Genomic DNA, 18,160 nt, shown 5'->3' with positions numbered 1-18,160 from the left:
GAGAGAATGATTTCTTATCAAGACAGAGTTTTAGGAATGTTGTGGGGTCTCCATGCTGGGGACTCTTTGGGTGCTCCTTGGGAGTTTTTAGATCCTCAACCTCAGTGGAATACTAAAACTGAAATTGTCGGCGGTGGAAAATTCAACTGGGCACCGGGTGAGGCCACAGACGATACCGATTTGATGTTAGCAGTGATGCGCTCGTTGAAATCCTCTCAAGAAATCTCCTTTGATATTTTAAAATCAGAAATGCTCAAATGGTTTGCCAGCAACCCTCCTGATATTGGGACAACTACGGTCAAGGGCTTGGAAAATCTGAAAGCGGGGAAACCCTTACGCGAGTGTGGGTTTATCAACGACGAATTCCAAGGAAATGGATCCATCATGCGTGTAGCACCTATGGCTCTATTGTCAGAGGATGCTTTAGGCGTTTACGGTTCAGAGAAAACACAAGGTTTGCATGAACTCTTAATCACGCAGACCAAGATGACTCACGGTCATCAGCACTGCGTGGACACGGATCTGATTTTTATTCCAGCTGTGAAAGCGGCATTGGCTGGAAAAAGTAAAAACGAAATTTTTGCCATGGCTGTTAATGAAGCGGAAAAAATCAGTCCCTTTATCTATCAAAAGTTAATAAAAGTTCCTGACACATCTTGGGAAAACATATCTACGTCGGGATTTTGCGTTGATACTTTATGCGCTGGATTATGGGCGTTTTTAAAATATGAAAATCTCGAAGATTCGCTGATCGCAGTGGTCAACCGCGGCGATGACTCTGACTCTTGTGGAGCTGTAGCCGGAGTATTGTGTGGAGCCTTCTATGGATCGCAAGCGACTCCCGAAAGATGGCTTCATCAATTAGAATTCAAAGAAGAGATTCGGCAGTTGGTATCCGGTTTTTTTAGACAAAACTAAACCTGGTGGGTAAAATTCCCACATGACATACACAACATTAGAACTTATCGGCACCGTATTTTTCGCACTCGCAGTGATCCACACATTCATGGTGGGGAAAATCATGGAGTGGTCTCATCATTTTCCTAAAAACTCGATGCGCTCTGGGATCTTGCATCTTTTGGGAGAGATCGAAGCGGTTTTTGCTATTTGGGCCAGTCTTTTTATGGTCATTTATATCGCGATGGAGGGATGGACTCCTGCGATTAATTACCAGAACTCATTAGATTTCACCGAGCCGTTCTTTATTTTTGCAATCATGGTGGTGTGTTCAACTCGTCCTATTTTGGCGATTGCTCGTCAGGGGATTGCGGCAATCAGTTCTGTGTTTCAGAAAATTTTTAAGACTCCAGCGGTTGTTACTGATTTGACAGTGGTGATGATCATCGGGCCCTTGGCAGGTAGCTTTATTACTGAGCCTGCGGCGATGACGGTAACAGCCTTCATGCTGAACGCCATGTTACAGAAAGAAAACAGCAAACTTATCTATGCACTGATTGCGGTTCTATTCGTGAACGTCTCGATTGGTGGGGCGTTAACTCCATTTGCGGCACCTCCGATTTTGATGGTGGCTTCCAAATGGGGATGGGACTTTACTTACGTCATCACTCACTTGGGCTGGAGATCTGCGATTGCTGTCGTGATCAATGCGGTTGGTTTGATTCTGATTTTCAGAAAAGACTTTGCGAAAAATTGCATCACGCTTAAAGAGGTCGAAACTCGCTTGGCAAGTGGTCATGCTGCGATCCCTTGGCAGGTGACGTTGATTCACGTCGCTTTCTTAGCGGGGATTGTTCTGACAGGACACCATCGTAATGCTTTCTTGGGAATTTTCCTGATGTTCCTTGGTGTGGCTTCAGTCACGATTCGTTATCAAGATCATTTACGTCTGAAAGAAAGCTTATTGGTTTCCTTGTTCCTGGGCGGGATCATTCAGTTCGGTGCTTTCCAAAAATGGTGGTTGGCTCCGCTTTTAAGTAAAATGAATGATGCGGTTCTTTTCAAAGGTGCGACATTGCTAACTGCAATCACTGACAATGCGGCACTCACATATTTGGGATCGCAAGTGGATTTATCGGACTCTAGTAAGTACGCGTTGGTGGCCGGGGCTTTAGCAGGTGGTGGTTTGACCATTATCGCAAATGCGCCGAATGCGGCAGGATACTCAGTTCTAAGTCACAAATTTCCAGGTGGCTTGAAGCCAGTGAAGCTTTTGGTAGCGGCACTTGCACCAACAGCCGTAGCGATTATCTGTCTTTGGTATATCTAGAAAAATATTAGATACAATTTAGGAATAAAAAAAGGGAACCCGAGGGTTCCCTTTTAACTAAGAGCAAAAAGCTCGAAGTACTCAAACTAGTGAGCAGCTTCTTCTTTTTTTACTTCTTCTTTAGCAGCTTTTTTGCCGTGTTTTTTTGCAGCTTTTTTCTCAGCTTTTACTTCTTTAGTTGCAACAGGTGCAGCTTCAGTAGCAGCAGCTGGAGCAGCAGTAGTAGCTGCAGGAGCAGCAGTTTCGTTAGCTTGAGCAACAACACCAGCGAATACAACAGACAATACTAGAGATGCGAATTTCATAAAACCTCCAAGTGGTTTATTTATGTTTTCCTTAATCGGAAACAAAACCAGCCTAACAAAGGAAGTTAAAACCCTGATTAAAAACATATTAAATGTTTTTAATTTCAAGCGAGAATATCGCACCGTTCTGTTCGTGATTCTCAGCACTTAGCTTTGCTTCATGGAGATTTGCAATTTTCTGCGCAATGGCTAAGCCTAGACCAAAGCCCTTAACTTTATTCTCCACAGAAGATCCGCGTGAGAATCGTTCAAAGATAAACGGCAATTTGTCCTCAGGAATTCCCGGTCCACGATCTTCGACAACCAATCTACTGATATCTTCTTTCCAAATCAAAGTGATTGTGACGACCTCATTGTTCGGCGAATACTTAATGGCATTTTCAATAATGTTGAAAACTAAGTTTTCTAACAAGTCGCGATCACCGCGAACACTTTTACGATCGGCCGTCGATTCGTTGTGGATATTAAATTTAAGTTTAATCCCTTTGGAGCTTGCGAGTTTTTCACAGCGGGTAAGGGCTTCAAAAACTAATTCTTCCAATGAAATTTCTTGAAGGCTCAAAGCTCCGAGCCCGGCATCCGCGCGAGCTAATAGCAACATCTCTTGAACGATGTTCGCAAGGTTGTCGACTTCTTGAAGGGCGCTCTTGGCATACTGTTCAATGTCGAGGCGATCTTGCTTTTTCAAGAGTTCAATTTCTTGGCGCATGATCGTTAAGGGTGTCAAAAGTTGGTGGGAAGCATCGGCGACGAAACGTTCTTGGGATGAAAATGCCTGTTCGATACGATCTAACATTTCGTTCAAGGTCAGCGCCAATTTTTTGATTTCATCATTGGCTGTCGGCACGGGAACTCGTCTTGAAAGTTCACTCGCTTTAATCTCTTTAGCGATGTCGATCATGTGATTTACGGGTGCTAGGGCGCGTGCGGAAAGGAATAATCCCCCGAAGGTCGCAATCAGCAAGACCACCGGAATACCGATCTCTAGTAACGTCAAACGTTTGCTGATCTGAGTTTCCAAAAGAGTCATGGGCACTGCGATTTGCAAAAGCAATTGCGGTTTCGCCGCATTATCCAGAGGAAATGAAATCAAACGATAGGAATCCGCCTCGGCAGAGGGGATGTTGTGAATATGTTCAATCGTACGATAGGTGGCCTCTTCACCAGCCCAGATGCGATCAAAATCTTTTTTATAAGGAGGATTGAACTCACCAAAATTTCCGACACGGGCCAAGACCGCGCCAGAGCTGTGGCGTACTTGAATCAACGCAGTTCCTAGTGGAAACGGTAGAATTTTACCGTGATCTAGGCGCAGGGGAGGAAAGTTCAAGTCACCTTTAACGCCGATCTCCACACCTTCAGAAACGTCGACAGAATAATTGAAAAGAGCATCGTCGAAATCCTGCTGAAGATTATCGATCGACATTTTAAAGATCAGCATGTTGAACAGAATCGTGGTTACGCCAAAGATCACGACGAAAATCAGAACGAGGCGTGCACGGATGCTGAATTTTTCAAAAAGTCTACGGAGACTCTTTAAGAACATAGCCAGTCCCTACCACTGTGTGAATAAGTCGTTTGTTGAAGGGTGCATCGATCTTTTTACGCAAAAGATTGATATACACGTCAATCACGTTTGATTCCGAATCAAAGTGAATATCCCAAACATGTTCAGCAATAGAGACACGTCCCAAAGGACGCTCAGGGTTGCGCATAAAGTATTCTAGCAGCGCGAACTCTTTCGTGGTTAAGGAGACATCTTGGCCCGATCTGCGAACTTTTCGTTGTAGCAGATCCAGTTCCAGGTCGGCGTATTTCAAAACATTGGTCATCGTGCCACCGTTAGGACTGCCTTTGCGACGAAGCAGAGCACGGACTCGAGCATGAAGCTCATCAAAGGAATAGGGCTTTGTCAGATAATCATCTGCACCTGCATCTAAACCATTTACTTTATCTTTGGTTGTGGAAAGGGCCGTCACCATCAAGATGGGCCCCGCATAGCCGTCACGACGTAAGTGGCGAGCTGTATCGATACCATTTTGGTCAGGAAGCATGACATCCAAGATCACTAGATCGTAGTCACCCTGGGCCATATAGGATTCGGCGGCTGTTCCGCTTTCGGCAATATCAACAGCGTAGCCAACTTCATTCAGACCTTTTTTTAGAAAGTTAGCCATTTTGGCTTGATCTTCAACGACGAGTATCCGCATTGTCAGTCAGTCCTTTCTTTTCTTCTTTTTCTTTCATGAAGTAATAATCAAGTACACCCATGAGAGATTTATACTTCAATGACAGAGCCGTTTTTTCCGGTGTGTCAGTGCCAGGGATCAGACGTTGATAATGTCCTTCCCAATTTAGGTTCGTATCGTTTTCGCGGCGAGAAGCAACCAACACTCCGCCGTCACGATCGACGATCAGGTTGTTGTTGTTCACCGCAAAGTCGCCCGATTTGGCAAACAGGTCTCTGCCCAAAGCATAGTACTTTTTGTCAGACAAAGCGAGATTGTAAAGTGTCGGTAAAATATCCGCGTGGGAACCAAATGTATCTGGATCTAATTTTTTACGAATGGCTGCAGGCATGTAGAGGTAAAAAGGCACCGAGCCTTTTTGTAGCAATTGGTCTTCGCCGAAGTTCACGATCCAGAAAGTATGGTCACCAGTAATGCCGATGATCAATTTGTCCTTCAGCGGGGAGTTTTTCACGCGCTCTAAGAACTCAGCCAATTTTTGAGCCGAGTAGCGATAAGTTCTAAAGCGTTTTTCTGCCAGGGAGCGATCGCCAATCAGGCGTGATTGTAACTCCGTCGGAGGCGTGAGCTGCGGAGACTTGTAAGTTGACGGCAGTTGGTACGGAGGATGATTGGTCGTCGTCATCGTCAGCAAAAACTGCGGCGTTTTTGCTTCACTCAATGAGTTAAAGACGTAATCAAAAAGATCTTCATCATAAACGCCCCAATCATGACGTTCACGGGGGCCTTTCAGGGTTTCAAAAATCTCTGTGTCGCCTTCAACCGTGTCAAATCCCTGCATCAGTGCGAACTTATTAATTTCCCGCCAGCCGGGATTGCCACCATACAAGAAACGCGATGTGTATCCCGATCTTTTGAATGTGCGAGCGGGGCTAGAGCGGAAAGGCACTTGCAAGTAACCACTCTCGGTTAAGAACTCGCTGATAGGTCTTTGTGGAGCACCAATCATCAAACAACTCAAGCTTCCAATCGTCGCATTGGTGCTGGAAAGGAAGTTCGTGATGTAAGTGTCTTCTTGCATGTGAGTTTTTAAATCACCTAAAAGATCAAACTCAGGCTTGTCGTATTGAAGCCAGTAACCACCCCAAGACTCCATCACGAGCAAAAGCACGTGAGGCTTTGTGGACTCGGCCCAAGCATTTTTAGCTGTCGTATGACCCAAAAGATCTAAGGGATCTTGGGGGACAGAGGCTTCAGGGATCTGATAGAAATCGGCAAAGGCCTGACGGATATTATGCTCGTAACCGTAATGCTTTAAATTGCTGTCCCAATGGGATGTTTGTTGCGCTTTTAGCTCGATCGCGCGGGTGAAAGAACGAACACCATTGAAGGAAAGGTGATTGATGAAAATGCTTTTCGAAATTCCCGTATCCATTTCTGAAAGTGGGAAAAGAGCCAAGCCACCGCGGGCGCCGATGCCGTTTGCGACAAACAAAACCAAAAAGATAACAGGGAACACGATGGCTGGAACTTTTTTGATATTCAACGGCAACCACTCTTTGCCGCGGGTGAAATTCACTTTAAGCCCTTTGTATAAAAGGTAAGTGAAAACAACCAGGCAAAGGAAGATCCAAACCATAGGGTAATTGCGCCAAATCGTTTTGATCAGGGCAATCGTATCGTCTTCAAAAAAACCAAAGATAAGAACGTTGATGCGGTCCTGGTAAAAACTGTAATAGACATAATCAACAGCACTCACAAAAACGACGATCAAAAGCATGACCGCATAGTAGGGGATCAGAAATTTTGCGAATCGTGAAAAGGTGCGATCCAGGAATTTTTCGGCAGGTTTGATCCAAGCAATGAGGCTTAGCAAAAACCAAATCAAAAAAGGAATGGAGTTGATGTAGCACAGAACCGTGCTGTCAAAGCGAGCCCCTAAAATAAAGGCGTGAGTCACATCGTTTGAAAGCTGTTTTAATTCTGCGGAGCTGCCGTAAGTCCACATGAAAGCTAAGCGCCATAGAGTGCCGACAAAGATGAAAACCACATTCACGATCAGAATGCGTTTGAGGTAAAGCCAAGTCTGTAAAAGCCAACGGGCGCGAGCATTTTCCATGAGAGAGGAAACGTCTCACTTCCCCTCTGTGATGGCAAGAGTAATGCTAAATGTCAGGAATTTCGCCGGGATCGTATTCGCTTTTCTTTTTATAGCCAGAACCCGATCTTGAGGACGACTTATCAACTTTTAAAATTCTTTTTTCACTATCAGCTGTGACTGCAACGGAGCCGCCTCCGGGTTCTGCAGAGTCTTCTAGCGTTTTAAGCACTTCAGCATAGGAATCAATTCGTCGTGGCAAAGTGTAAGCACCACGCGCTTTATCGGAGTCAAAAAAGACTTCGACTTCATCAGAGATGTCTCTGACCACGCGAACTTTCGCGGTGAAGTTCTCTTTTTTAGCCTCGACTTTTTCGGCTTCATAAAGGTTGGTGTTGAGCTTTTTCGACTGCGCAAACGTCGGATCTGATAGGAGCAAAAGAATAACAAAGCTGAGCATAAAGTGAGTTTCCTTTTCTCCATTGTGCCCGGAAATTCGCTTTTGAGGCAACGAGGACAGAGAGCGGCTCCCAGTTTGAGACGCCCTCTTGACAGTAAGGTCCTCTGATTACCCGAAGAACGGCAAATAATTGGATTCTCGGGTGTTTTTTCAAAGTTCGGGGTCAAAATACGTAAGAAACACTTGCTGAATGTCGCAACGCAGAGCACACTTTTGTTAGGGGTTAAGCCCTGGAAAACGTTTGATAATTGGAGTTCGATTTAGATGGTTCATGTGCTGTTAGTAGATGACGAACCAAATCTACTGAATTTGTTTAAGCAGCAAATTTCGCAGAGTACTTCTGCGTTGCGCTTCAATTTCCATCACTCTGCAAATGCTCAAGAATGCATCAATCGCTTAGAAAGTTTCGGTCACGAACCTGTACTTTTAGTGATCGCAAAAGTGAACTTGCCCGACATGGATCATTTGGCTTTACTCAAAGTCGTTCAGAAAAAGTTCCCACGCGTGAAAATCTATATCTGCACAGAGATGAGTGCGCCCTATGCACGCAAAGGTAACGATGATCAGGGATCACTTCGCTTTATTCCCAAACCTTTAAATTTTGAAGCACTGTACGGTGCGATCTCCGAAGACTTTTTGAACAACTCCCTTTGATGCCACTTTCCAACGCAAATACGTCCAACTTTACATTCGCGAAAGACCGCGCGTGTCAACACGCATCATCTATTTGAAAATTCAATAAATCGGCGCAAGATGTGATGTCTGTGAATTTTAAACAACCTTGAATGGGGAGACATAATGAATAAGTTGGTACTTGGAGGCCTTGTTGTTGCAGTTGCAGCTACTACTGCCTGCACTAAAAAAGTAAAGTTGGACACTGATATCAAAAAAGCGTCATACGCTATTGGTCAACAAATTGGTGGCAACTTGAAACAACAAAACATCGATTTCGATTCTGATGCTTTGGCGCAAGCTTTGAAAGATGCTTCTGCTGGCAAAAACGAAATGACTAAAGAAGACATGCAAGCTGCGATGATGAAACTTCAAGAACTTGCGATGAAAAAACAACAAGAAGCAGCTGATACTAACTCTAAAGCTGGTAAAGACTATCTTGAGAAAAACAAAACAGCAGCGGGCGTAAAAACAACTGCTTCTGGTCTTCAATACATCATCGAAAAAGAAGGCACTGGCGCGATGCCTAAAAAAGAAGACGTAGTAAAAGTACACTACAAAGGTACTTTGACTAACGGCGAACAATTCGACTCTTCTTACGAGCGTGGTCAACCAGCTGAATTCCCAGTTGGTGGCGTTATCCCAGGTTGGACAGAAGCTCTTCAGTTGATGAAAGTTGGCTCTAAAGCAAAACTTTTCATCCCACCAGAACTTGCTTACGGCCCATCTGGTCGTCCAGGTATCCCACCAAATTCAGTTCTAGTTTTCGAAGTAGAATTGATGGATATCGTAAAAGCTGAAAAACCAGCAGCAAAAGCTAAAAAATAGTTTGATGTTCGATCTAACTATTGACCCTTATCTTCACTTCGATCGCCTTCTTAAAGAGGCGATCGAAAAACAAATCCCAGAGGCAAACGCGATGTCGATTGCAACTGTGGATGATAGGGGCATTCCCTCTGTGAGAGTTGTCTATATGAAAGACAGAACTCCAGAGGGTTTTGTTTTTTATGGCAACTACCATAGCCATAAGGGACTCGATCTCGAAGACAATCCAAATATCTGTTTGAATTTTTATTGGCCAGCAATCTGGCAACAGATTCGCGTGACGGGGATGGCTGTTAAAGTACGCCCTGAAGAAAGCGATGCTTACTGGAATACTCGTCCACGCCTTAGTCAAATCGGCGGATGGGCTTCAAATCAAAGCGAAGAAATTCCAAGTTACGATCATCTGGCTCGTCGAGTGCAAGAATACGAAAAGCAATTCGAAGGTCAGCCGATTCCGCGTCCACCGCATTGGGGTGGCTGGTTGGTTGTTCCGACTGAAATTGAGTTTTGGTTTGGTCACAACGGACGTTTGCATGAACGCTTCGTCTATCAACGAAACGAAGAAGGCGGTTGGTCCACCTTCATGCGTTCTCCTTAAAGTCTCCTGACCCCGTTAGTGACGGGGAGGTTCCTGAGAAGATTGATTTTGATCTGTGCGCCAAGCATCGTCTTGGGCAACGTGTCCTGATCTGCGTGCATCTCTTTCTGCGCGGCGGGTTTCTCTGTCGTGTCGGCGTTGATCGCGTTCTGAGTTTCTGCGTTCACGACGAATTTTTCTGCTATCGACGAAATCCATTAGTACCGCAGCGAGTGCGCCTTCGATATCTGAAGGTTGGCGATGGGATGCTGCTTGTTGTTCTCTCTCGAAGGCTTCGTGTTCAGCTTTTTTCTGAGCATTTACTTCTTTAAGTCCCGGCCATTCGTGCATGAAAATGTAAATGTAGCCCGCTAATGTGACGGCAGCGATTCCGACACCAGTCCACAATGTGGCAGTGGCTACGATTGTGCCGGTCGTATCAAACTGGCGAGTGGCATCGAGGATCGCCATGAATGAGCCCACGCAGAAGAACATGATCGCACAAAAACCTAACAGAACCAGCATCACGGGTTTACGTGTTCTGACAGCGAGTTCATCGAAGACACTGGCTTGAATGCCTTTGAAATCGATGTTGAGGCTTCTTCCAATCATAGAAGATGAACCTAAAAAGAGACCTAATAAGCTGCCAAGAATTTTCATCATGAACGTCCTCCCGGGATGTGAATGTAAAAGAGTTTTTAAAAGTTTCATAAAATTGTATGAGGTTGAACGAAGGGCTTTTCTGTGGGGTGCCTTAAGAAAAGCCCTCGTTGCTATTACCAGCGGCGTGAGCGGATTAACATTCCGGCAACGAATCCGACGGCGCATGCGCCAAGAACGGAGCTGACGGGATGGTCTGCTACGAAGTCAGTAGACGTGTCCATGTACTCACGTGCTCTGCCTTGAAGTTCTTTGTAACCGCTTTCAAGTTTTGAAGCTGCTTGGTTCGCGGTCGTTTTTGCTGAAGAGTATGATGGTTGTGCCATATTTCACTCCTTTGTTTCGAGGATTCAGATCCTGCATTGATTCTGAACCCCTCAAGGAGTGATCACCAGTGAACAGTCCGTAACTTGTCAGTACGCAGATGATTGCCTGCTGAATGACATAGACTTTGGGTGTTAATTATTTCGATTTCGGTGGGAATTTATACTTAATGCCAAAGTCTTCGCAAGTCGCTGCGAAGGCCAAAAGATTGATCCATTTCTTTTTCCAAAAGACTCGGCGAGTGCTCAATCCTTCTTTGCGAAGTTTAATTTTCTTTGCGACCTTCAAAGACGGCTTGTTGTCGGGTTCAATAAAAGCTTCAACGCGGTGAAGTTTTAAATCCTTGAATGCAATTTGGAGAGCCGCTGCGCAGGCCTCTGTTGCGTATCCTTCTCCCCAAAAATTATTGAAGATGCGATAGCCCATAATGCCATTTTGAAAATTTCCACGAATGATGCCATCGATACTGACATGGCCAATAAGCATTCCGTCATCTTGGCGAAAGACGCTGAATTCATAAGCTGAATCAGCGGCGCGACGTTTAGCTTCTTTTTTAAGTTTTTCTTTGAACTTTGCTTTTGTCAGTTCGCTTAGCACCCAGTTGGTTTCATCCCAAGTGCTTTGCGGAGGGCGCATGATGCTGAAAGCTTGTGACCAGTTTTCATAGTCATAGGGTTCGAGGTGGCGCAGGATCAAGCGTTCAGTTTTTTTAAACAGTGGCACAGTAGTCGATTTCATCGCGTACCAGTCTAAGAGGAATGCGCTCCAGGTTGCAATAGTAATAGCTCAGATTGTGAGAGCTGCGTACCAGAGCTTCGTGAGGTTCATGGCCGATCATGCGTACTTGGATTTTGACGTCTTCATTTTTAGGAATTGCCACAAGGCGGGGAGTAACCACAGCCGTCTGCTCGCCATTCATCCAAATCTCGGCACCTTCCTGCTCGGAAACCACCATGCACATGCATAGATCTTTTTTGGGGTGCTTTAAGAGTTCTCGCAAAGTTTTAAACATTGCCATGCCATTCCTCCGAATTGGGGAAGGGTTTAGCACAGGCCGCTTTGCGTTTACCAGAGCGGCTTTTAAAAACTAGACCTTTTTGGCTGCGAGATTATTTATGGACGCAAACTAGTGTAAAGAATTCGGTGCGATAAGATAGAACTCAGGAATTTCCACCACGAAGCTTTGGCCGTCCTCAGTCATCATGTGATAGCGACCCTGCATGCTGCCTGTTGTTGTATTTAAAGGGCAGGCGCTGTCGTATTCAAAGGTTTGGCCAGGCTGAATTTTCGGCTGCATACCGATCACGCCAGGGCCACGTACTTCTTCTTTTTTACCCATAGAATCAGTAATGATCCAGTGGCGACTCATCAATTGAGCTGGGGAAGATCCTTGATTTGTGATCGCGATTTTATAAGCAAAAAAGTGATAGCCCTTTTCCACGTTTGATTCCGATGGAACGTAGACTACTTTTGCGTTGATTTTAAATTCTGGAACGATCGTTTTCTGCATGCCCATACATTTGAATGTACAGAAAACCGGGGTGGGGATCAATCAAAACTGTAGGGGAGCATTTAGCGCAAAACGATATTCTCGATTTCAAACACGATCGGATAATGATCTGAAGGAATTCGCATTTTTGCTTCCATCGTTTGTGGAATCCCGCGTTCGCTGCCGAACTCGTCTCGATAACGGAACGCTTGAGCCGAATTGGCTTTTAATAAGGATTGCATCAATGGTGAGAGAAAGGCGAAATCAATTTGACGCCCTTCAGTTCGCGCACTGCTTTTAACTTGGTAAAAAGTAGCGCGCTGTTCTGGAGTTAAGTTAGCAACTTCAAAAACATCTTTAAGTCCTGTGGACGTATAAATATCTTTGAATTCTTCGTCCGTGTTTAGAACTCCCGCGTTCCCATTGAAATCTCCGGCCACCAAAATAGGGATGCCCTGATTTTTATCTTCAAGTTCACGATAGATTTCTAAAAGAGTACGAAGCTCTGCCTGGCGGCGTTCAAATCCGTTGGGATCAATCCGTTCAGGATCCAATCGTGATTTCAGATGCGTCAGCATGATAATCATGAACGGTTTGTCTTTATCTTGCTTAAATAATCTTAACTCAACCACATCTCGGGAAAAACGATGGCTGGTCGTAACCTTGCCACCTTTAACCTGATAGCCTTCCGCCAAGCTTTGGCGCTCGTGCGGGTAAAGGTAATTGATCGGGCGAGATTTGTTGGACAGAAGGTCAAAATAAAACGGAAGGCCTTTGCGAATCAAAAAGCCCACATCGATATTGCGATCAGAGTTACCCTCAATCAAACACGGGGAGTAGGCGCTGTTTAAGAAGAGTTGGTTGAAGTTTTTTAATGATTCAAAGCCGCCGACCTCGCAGAGCATAATAATATCGGCATTGATTTCGAGCAGGGACTTCGCGATGTCTTCGCATTTCTTTAAAGACTTGTTCTCATATATGGAAATGGACTGACCTTGCCATTGACGCTCATTGTACTTGAGGACCTCAGCCGTTGGCGGCTCGTCAAATAGCAGAAACAGGTTCTCTGCATTGAGTAAGCAAAATTTAAGGTTTGTGGTCTCTGTCCACGTCATATTAATATTCTAGGGATTTCGGTCTTAAGCTCAAAGGAAAAGTGAGGGAATCGTGGCAAAAAAGAAGGCAACAGCCGCTAAAACGTCCACAAAATTGCAAATCCGTTCATGGATTGAAACATTTGATATTGGCAAGGAACTTAAAACTAAGAATGAATTGACAGGTTTTGTCTATTTCTTGGGTTCTGAGGACGCCAATAAACTGAACGGTTTGGTTGAAGAGCATGCTTTGGCATGGCAAATGGAATCTATTAAAAAGAACGACAAAGAGTTCATGTCCTTCGTAGGCCTTCAAGGTCCCGTTTGGATTTTGCGCCCAAGAGGCAAAAACTCTGTAGGTCATGATGGCTTATTGGATGAAGCCTCTTACACATGGGCTCGTGATCAATTCGGCTCTTTGGTGGCTCACTTTAAATCTCACCAAGTAAAAGCATTGCGTATTGAGTTCTCTGGAACTGAAAAAGTTCAAGAGCTCGGTGCTTTGGTTGGTTTGGACATGGCTCCTTACAACTACCGCCAATTCGTTGACGGAAAACAGTTGGTGGATTTGCCAAAAGTATCTTTGGTGAAATCATCTGACGACTTTGATAAATCTTTGATCAAAGACGCTTCAGTGCGCGCACGTGCGGTGACACTAGCTCGTCACTTGGTGAACTTGCCTCCGAATGATTTGAATCCGAAATCATATTCTGATTTGGCTTCTAAGAAAATCGCTTGGGGTAAAAATCTAAAAATCACTATTTGGGATGACAAGAAATTGGCGTCTGAAAAAATGGGATTGCATGTGGCTGTAGGGCAGGGGGCTAGCAACGGTCCTCGCATGGTTCACTTGAAATATCGTCCAACGAAAAAGTCAGGTCTAAAACCAGTGGCCTTCGTTGGTAAAGGTATCACTTTCGATACGGGTGGCTTGGATATCAAACCTTCATCAGCGATGCGCTTGATGAAAAAAGACATGGGCGGTTCTGCTGCGGTTGTCGGTTTGGCATTGTGGGCCTCTGAATCTCAGTACCCAGGTCCTTTGGATTTCTATTTGGCATTGGCTGAAAACTCAGTGGACGCAAACGCTTTCCGTCCTGGTGACATCGTGACAGCTCGTAACGGTATGAAAGTAGAAATCGACAATACAGATGCTGAAGGCCGTTTGGTGTTGGCGGATGTATTGGACGTAGCTTGTAAGCAAAAAGGTTCTGACGATCCTGAATACGTGATCGACGTGGCGACTTTAACTGGTGCCATCAAAGTTGGTTTGGGTGCAGAGATCGCAGGTCTTTTCTCGAACGACGATGACTTGGCGAGTGAGCTTACGAAAGCCGGTCAACGTGCTGGTGATTTGAACTGGAGAATGCCACTGTTTGATAAATACTGGGGCGACCTATCGTCACCATTCGCAGACTGCAAAAACTCAGGCGGCGGATTCGGCGGAGCAATCACAGCAGCCTTGTTCCTACAAAAATTTGTCGGCGGCAAAAAGTGGGCGCATTTAGACATTTATGCTTGGGCAGACCGTGCAAGTGGTGCCATCGGCAGCAGCGGTGGATCAGGCCAAGCCGTTCAATGCTTGATCGAATTCTTAGAAGCTCGCGTTTAAATTTCACAGATCCAAAAAACAAAAAAACCACGGTCTAAAAAGCCGTGGTTTTTTATTTTGCAAAGCGTTCCTAAAAAGCGCCAGGCACCTTTTGTTATTTACGTTCGCAAGCTGGTTCCGTGCGGCAGCTACTTTCAAAGGAAGCAGCAATACAAGCATTCGTCGCAGCGGCAGCAGCTTCAAGTCGTGTCTCAGATTGTCCTTTATAAACTTTGCCCCAAGTCGAATCTTTAACTACACAAACCCACCCCCGAGAAGGAGCCGATCCATACTCCAATCGCTCCATTCGTTGAGAGAGTTGATAAACTTGAGACTCCAACTGATAAACCCGACGCTGAAGATCTTGATCTCCACGCATATCACGATCACGAGATTGAGCCACAGAAGGAAGAGAAATCATCAAAGTAGCCATAGCAACAAAAGCAGCAAAAACACGTCTCATCATCATAAAAAATTCCCCCTGTGGTTGTCCTTCATCAGCGAAGGTAACGACAACCAAAGCAAAGGGAATGCCAACAAAACGAGAGCCACTCTGACACCAAGAAAAAAAGGCATGAGCTCTGAGCTCCAATACTGTGACTACCTTTGCAGTAGATAGGATTGGGAAAACACCACCCACCACAAAAGCCGCCTTGGGGGACGAACATCACAGAATTGAAGCTCACAACTCACGCCCACTCCGTCCAAAAAACAGTCCACCATGACTTGTGACCACGGCGGACCTTGCCTCCTCACGCAACGACCTCCGTCGGCGCACGATGCGCGAACCCGCCAAAGGCGGGCGACGGTGAGCCAAGGATGGCGTGTCGTGGAGTGAGGAGGCAAGGGCCGACGGGGGCCCAAGTCAGGGTTCGGAGCTAGTTACCTCTGAGGACGGAGTAAAGTGACAGGACAGATTCCAGCTTTGCAGCACAAGCGGAAGACTTCTTTGCGAGAAGTAGAAGGGGACAGAAGTCCATTGATAAGATTCAGAGTCTCCATTGATACAATAGAGATTTTGCATTCGGTTCCAGAGATAAGCTGCACTAGGCTCACGGGCACCTCCAACTGTTATAGGTTATGAGCCTCATCGGCAGATATCCAAGATTTTGAAAGTCATTCTCGTTTATGAAAATCGAATGAGAATGAACCGAGAACCCACTGAGAAAACCACCAGAAGTGGGGTGGAAATGGCTCTACTTAGGTCTGGAGAAGGGATGTATGCGTTTCGTGAATATCTGAATTCTTGTTATGCGTTGGAGAAATTGGGCATATCTACCGTATATTGGTGCAATGAAAGGAGGCGCTAATTAATGGTTAAGCTACTTGAAATGATCAAAGCCAAAATGACTTTGAACGTAAATGAAAAAGAGAACTCTACTCTTCTATCTTGTCTTGCAAACTTGCACTAAGACATCTTCTTTAGGCGCACGTAGACTCGCGCCGACAACACAAACACCTGAAATAAAATCCTCGTACGAATAATAAATCCAGGTGTTTTATAATTACTTATAACCGAATAGTTTTTGTGTCTTGATAGCCTTTACAGCTTTTTCAGGAACGAACTTTTCCCATGCTGAATCTCCAGCTTGGATCATTTTGATCACATCGCCCGAGTGCAGGTAATCAGCTGTTTCATCGCAACCAGATACGTCCACAATCTGCTTACTTTCCACGAAGTAAGTATAGATGTGGCGTAGGTTGTTCGGTGGAAAGAAACTCTTCGTCGTCATACACATTTGAGATGTCTTATGAGGGTAGACGTAGACTTTGGTTTTTTGCTCCAAAAGTTTACCCAAACCTTCTAACAAACCACCTTCTAGATTTTTATAGTGCGACTCTTGGAAAAGCTTTTCCAAGTGACTGGCACCGATAATCAAAGCCATCAGGTTTTGGTTGTAGCGACGGATGAATCTTTTCAAAGTATAGAACAAACGGAAATTTGAAATCAGAACGTGATATCCTAGGCTCGTCAGAGTTTCGACGCGCTCTAGGAAGTCTTTTTCGTTCACATCTCCATCAGTCAAAAGGTTGTGCATGGTTAGTTCCATCACAGGCAGGATTTCTAGGTCCTTGCCTTCGATGGCTTTCACTTCACCTTTGAGCTGAGCGACACCTTTTTGAATCACGTCGATATGAGTAGTCGTTACAGGACGGAAGGTCCCACGTTGAATCAGCAGGGATTTACCGTAAACCGCATCAGCCACATTCAGGATCTCATTTTTAGGGGAGAACATGATAGCTTCAGCCAATCCCTTATGAACCAATTCCAGATTCATCAAACGATTGTCGAAGTGCTTAAGGTCAGGTCCGTTGAATTTAATAACGTCGATAACGACTTGGTCGTCCTTCAGGTTTTCAACCAAGTGAGAAACAAAGTTATCAACATCGTTCAAACCATAGAAGGCACCATAGATCAGATTCACACCCAAAACACCCAGGGCTTCCTGTTGTTGCAGACGGTGACGATCTAGCATGCGCACGTGAAGGATGATTTCGTTCGCTTGGCCACCAGGGGAGGCTTGGAAACGAACACCCATCCAGCCATGGGATTGCTTGTTTGAGCCTACAGAAGCGGTTGCAACCGTTGATGCAAAAGAAAAGAAACAAGTCGAGGCACCACGTGGGCCACTTAAGCGCTCAATCAAAAGCTTGTACTCGTGATCTAGCATTTTTTCCAGGCGTGGTTCACAAACATAACGACCGTTCGCTTCGCGACCATAGATTTCGTCACTGACGATCATGTCGTAAGCAGAGATGGTCTTAGCGATTGTTTGGGAAGCTTTGCCCGCTTGGAAGAAGTGGCGAGCCACTTCTTGACCGGCACCGATTTCAGCAAAGGCGCCGTAACGAGCCAGGTCGTTGTTGATTTTTAAAGCCTTAGAAACAGTGGTCGCACATGAGGAATCCGTCATTACTTATCACCTTCATGTTTGTCTTTGTCAGCTTTCACCCAGCCCGTGATCGCAAGGCTCATCGCTCTTTCGATAGGGATGTCAATTGGTGTGATACGGCTGCGAGGAATCAACAGTGTGAATCCACCTAAACCATAACTCATTGGGATGTACACAGAAACATGATCGTTGGCATTCGCTTGAATCGCAGGAATGTCTGCGAAGCTTTCACGAGTTACCAAGCCCATCGCACGGATGCCGTTGCCAGCAATGTCGACTAGCACCACAGTCTGCATGGCTCCACCAGGGCCGCCACTTTTCGAGAACATATTCATCAGGTCGCGAAGCGGGCTGTAAACCGCTTTGATCAATGGAACCTGAGTCATCTTTTGTTCAAACTTACTAAAGATACCGGCTGCGATTAGGTTGTTCAGCAAAAAGCCTAGGAAGAAGATCAGAAGGATTGTGAGGAGGAATCCCAAACCCGGAATATACATCGGCATCACTTGGCGAAGAGCATCTCCTAGGATGCTATCCACAATCGAAACGCCCGCGTAGATAATATAAATTGTCAGTGCGATCGGTAAGAAGGTCACAAGACCTTGCAAGAAAATTTTCTGAAGCTGTTTCATAGCTGGATGATCCTTATGTCTCTCTTTGTATCGTCAAAAAATTAATATCAGGTAAGGCTAGTCTCATCAAGGCCTTACCTCCAGTCTCAAAATGGGTCTCTATATTATGCGCATTTCTCCTCA

At 45.2% G+C, this 18,160-nt stretch carries 20 protein-coding genes; 6 read left to right on the top strand and 14 right to left on the bottom strand.

Annotated features, from left to right (window positions below):
* Positions 1 to 6 precede the first annotated feature (6 nt).
* On the top strand, positions 7 to 918 hold the full coding sequence (locus tag ACLVWP_RS12880) for an ADP-ribosylglycohydrolase family protein (protein ID WP_413557762.1): 912 nt from the start codon (positions 7 to 9) through the stop codon (positions 916 to 918).
* A 22-nt stretch (positions 919 to 940) separates the two neighbouring features.
* Positions 941 to 2,227, top strand: a complete 1,287-nt coding sequence (locus ACLVWP_RS12875) for a putative Na+/H+ antiporter (RefSeq protein ID WP_413557761.1) — start codon at positions 941 to 943, stop codon at positions 2,225 to 2,227.
* 86 nt (positions 2,228 to 2,313) lie between these two features.
* Here ACLVWP_RS12875 and ACLVWP_RS12870 read toward each other — a convergent pair whose 3' ends face one another.
* From ACLVWP_RS12870 to ACLVWP_RS12850, 5 genes are all read right to left on the bottom strand, one after another.
* Positions 2,314 to 2,532, bottom strand: coding sequence for a hypothetical protein (locus ACLVWP_RS12870; protein ID WP_413557760.1), 219 nt, complete (start codon positions 2,530 to 2,532; stop codon positions 2,314 to 2,316).
* Between the two features lie 88 nt (positions 2,533 to 2,620).
* On the bottom strand, positions 2,621 to 4,078 hold the full coding sequence (locus tag ACLVWP_RS12865) for an ATP-binding protein (protein ID WP_413557759.1): 1,458 nt from the start codon (positions 4,076 to 4,078) through the stop codon (positions 2,621 to 2,623).
* The gene (locus ACLVWP_RS12860) at positions 4,056 to 4,742 is read right to left on the bottom strand and encodes a response regulator transcription factor (protein ID WP_413557758.1); all 687 of its coding nucleotides are present in this window, start codon (positions 4,740 to 4,742) and stop codon (positions 4,056 to 4,058) included. The genes ACLVWP_RS12865 and ACLVWP_RS12860 overlap by 23 nt, the downstream gene beginning before the upstream one ends.
* On the bottom strand, positions 4,723 to 6,840 hold the full coding sequence (locus ACLVWP_RS12855) for an LTA synthase family protein (RefSeq protein ID WP_413557756.1): 2,118 nt from the start codon (positions 6,838 to 6,840) through the stop codon (positions 4,723 to 4,725). The genes ACLVWP_RS12860 and ACLVWP_RS12855 overlap by 20 nt, the downstream gene beginning before the upstream one ends.
* A gap of 46 nt (positions 6,841 to 6,886) precedes the next feature.
* Complete coding sequence (locus tag ACLVWP_RS12850) at positions 6,887 to 7,279, bottom strand: hypothetical protein (RefSeq protein ID WP_413557755.1); 393 nt, start codon at positions 7,277 to 7,279, stop codon at positions 6,887 to 6,889.
* Positions 7,280 to 7,543: 264 nt separating this feature from the next.
* Between ACLVWP_RS12850 and ACLVWP_RS12845 the strand changes: the two genes are divergently transcribed.
* From ACLVWP_RS12845 to pdxH, 3 genes are all read left to right on the top strand, one after another.
* Complete coding sequence (locus ACLVWP_RS12845; RefSeq protein ID WP_413557753.1) at positions 7,544 to 7,933, top strand: response regulator; 390 nt, start codon at positions 7,544 to 7,546, stop codon at positions 7,931 to 7,933.
* Positions 7,934 to 8,077: 144 nt separating this feature from the next.
* A complete protein-coding gene (locus ACLVWP_RS12840) occupies positions 8,078 to 8,779 on the top strand; it encodes an FKBP-type peptidyl-prolyl cis-trans isomerase (RefSeq protein ID WP_413557752.1) in 702 nt (233 codons plus the stop codon).
* Between the two features lie 4 nt (positions 8,780 to 8,783).
* The gene (gene pdxH / locus ACLVWP_RS12835) at positions 8,784 to 9,374 is read left to right on the top strand and encodes a pyridoxamine 5'-phosphate oxidase (protein WP_413557750.1); all 591 of its coding nucleotides are present in this window, start codon (positions 8,784 to 8,786) and stop codon (positions 9,372 to 9,374) included.
* Positions 9,375 to 9,389: 15 nt separating this feature from the next.
* On the opposite strand, the gene ACLVWP_RS12830 is transcribed toward pdxH, so the two are convergent.
* The 6 genes from ACLVWP_RS12830 to ACLVWP_RS12805 all read right to left on the bottom strand — a co-directional run bounded on the left by ACLVWP_RS12830 (position 9,390) and on the right by ACLVWP_RS12805 (position 12,941).
* Positions 9,390 to 10,016 (bottom strand): hypothetical protein, encoded by a 627-nt coding sequence (locus tag ACLVWP_RS12830; RefSeq protein ID WP_413557748.1) that lies wholly within the window; start codon positions 10,014 to 10,016, stop codon positions 9,390 to 9,392.
* Between the two features lie 113 nt (positions 10,017 to 10,129).
* Positions 10,130 to 10,339, bottom strand: coding sequence for a hypothetical protein (locus tag ACLVWP_RS12825; RefSeq protein ID WP_413557747.1), 210 nt, complete (start codon positions 10,337 to 10,339; stop codon positions 10,130 to 10,132).
* A 136-nt stretch (positions 10,340 to 10,475) separates the two neighbouring features.
* The gene (locus ACLVWP_RS12820) at positions 10,476 to 11,075 is read right to left on the bottom strand and encodes a GNAT family N-acetyltransferase (RefSeq protein WP_413557745.1); all 600 of its coding nucleotides are present in this window, start codon (positions 11,073 to 11,075) and stop codon (positions 10,476 to 10,478) included.
* Complete coding sequence (locus tag ACLVWP_RS12815; protein WP_413557743.1) at positions 11,047 to 11,355, bottom strand: hypothetical protein; 309 nt, start codon at positions 11,353 to 11,355, stop codon at positions 11,047 to 11,049. The genes ACLVWP_RS12820 and ACLVWP_RS12815 overlap by 29 nt, the downstream gene beginning before the upstream one ends.
* Positions 11,356 to 11,463: 108 nt before the next feature.
* On the bottom strand, positions 11,464 to 11,853 hold the full coding sequence (gene apaG / locus ACLVWP_RS12810) for a Co2+/Mg2+ efflux protein ApaG (RefSeq protein ID WP_413557741.1): 390 nt from the start codon (positions 11,851 to 11,853) through the stop codon (positions 11,464 to 11,466).
* Between the two features lie 56 nt (positions 11,854 to 11,909).
* Positions 11,910 to 12,941, bottom strand: coding sequence for an endonuclease/exonuclease/phosphatase family protein (locus tag ACLVWP_RS12805; RefSeq protein WP_413557739.1), 1,032 nt, complete (start codon positions 12,939 to 12,941; stop codon positions 11,910 to 11,912).
* Positions 12,942 to 12,993: 52 nt separating this feature from the next.
* On the opposite strand from ACLVWP_RS12805, the gene ACLVWP_RS12800 reads away from it, so the two are divergent.
* Positions 12,994 to 14,532: a M17 family metallopeptidase gene (locus ACLVWP_RS12800; protein WP_413557738.1), complete on the top strand. Its 1,539-nt coding sequence runs from the start codon at positions 12,994 to 12,996 to the stop codon at positions 14,530 to 14,532.
* Between the two features lie 94 nt (positions 14,533 to 14,626).
* On the opposite strand, the gene ACLVWP_RS12795 is transcribed toward ACLVWP_RS12800, so the two are convergent.
* The 3 genes from ACLVWP_RS12795 to ACLVWP_RS12785 form a co-directional block, all read right to left on the bottom strand.
* The gene (locus tag ACLVWP_RS12795; RefSeq protein WP_413557737.1) at positions 14,627 to 14,980 is read right to left on the bottom strand and encodes a hypothetical protein; all 354 of its coding nucleotides are present in this window, start codon (positions 14,978 to 14,980) and stop codon (positions 14,627 to 14,629) included.
* A 1,036-nt stretch (positions 14,981 to 16,016) separates the two neighbouring features.
* Positions 16,017 to 17,426 carry a hypothetical protein gene (locus tag ACLVWP_RS12790; RefSeq protein WP_413557736.1) on the bottom strand — a complete coding sequence of 470 codons (1,410 nt, stop codon included), beginning with the start codon at positions 17,424 to 17,426 and terminating at the stop codon, positions 16,017 to 16,019.
* A complete protein-coding gene (locus ACLVWP_RS12785) occupies positions 17,426 to 18,037 on the bottom strand; it encodes a DUF502 domain-containing protein (RefSeq protein ID WP_413557735.1) in 612 nt (203 codons plus the stop codon). Before ACLVWP_RS12785 ends, ACLVWP_RS12790 begins: the two co-directional genes overlap by 1 nt.
* Between the last annotated feature and the right edge of the window lie 123 nt (positions 18,038 to 18,160).

It is taken from the genome of Bdellovibrio sp. HCB209, from assembly GCF_047306065.1.
Lineage (GTDB): Bacteria > Bdellovibrionota > Bdellovibrionia > Bdellovibrionales > Bdellovibrionaceae > Bdellovibrio.
The sequence above is the reverse complement of the archived record's forward strand: the minus strand, read 5'-3'. Positions and strand labels throughout refer to the sequence as shown.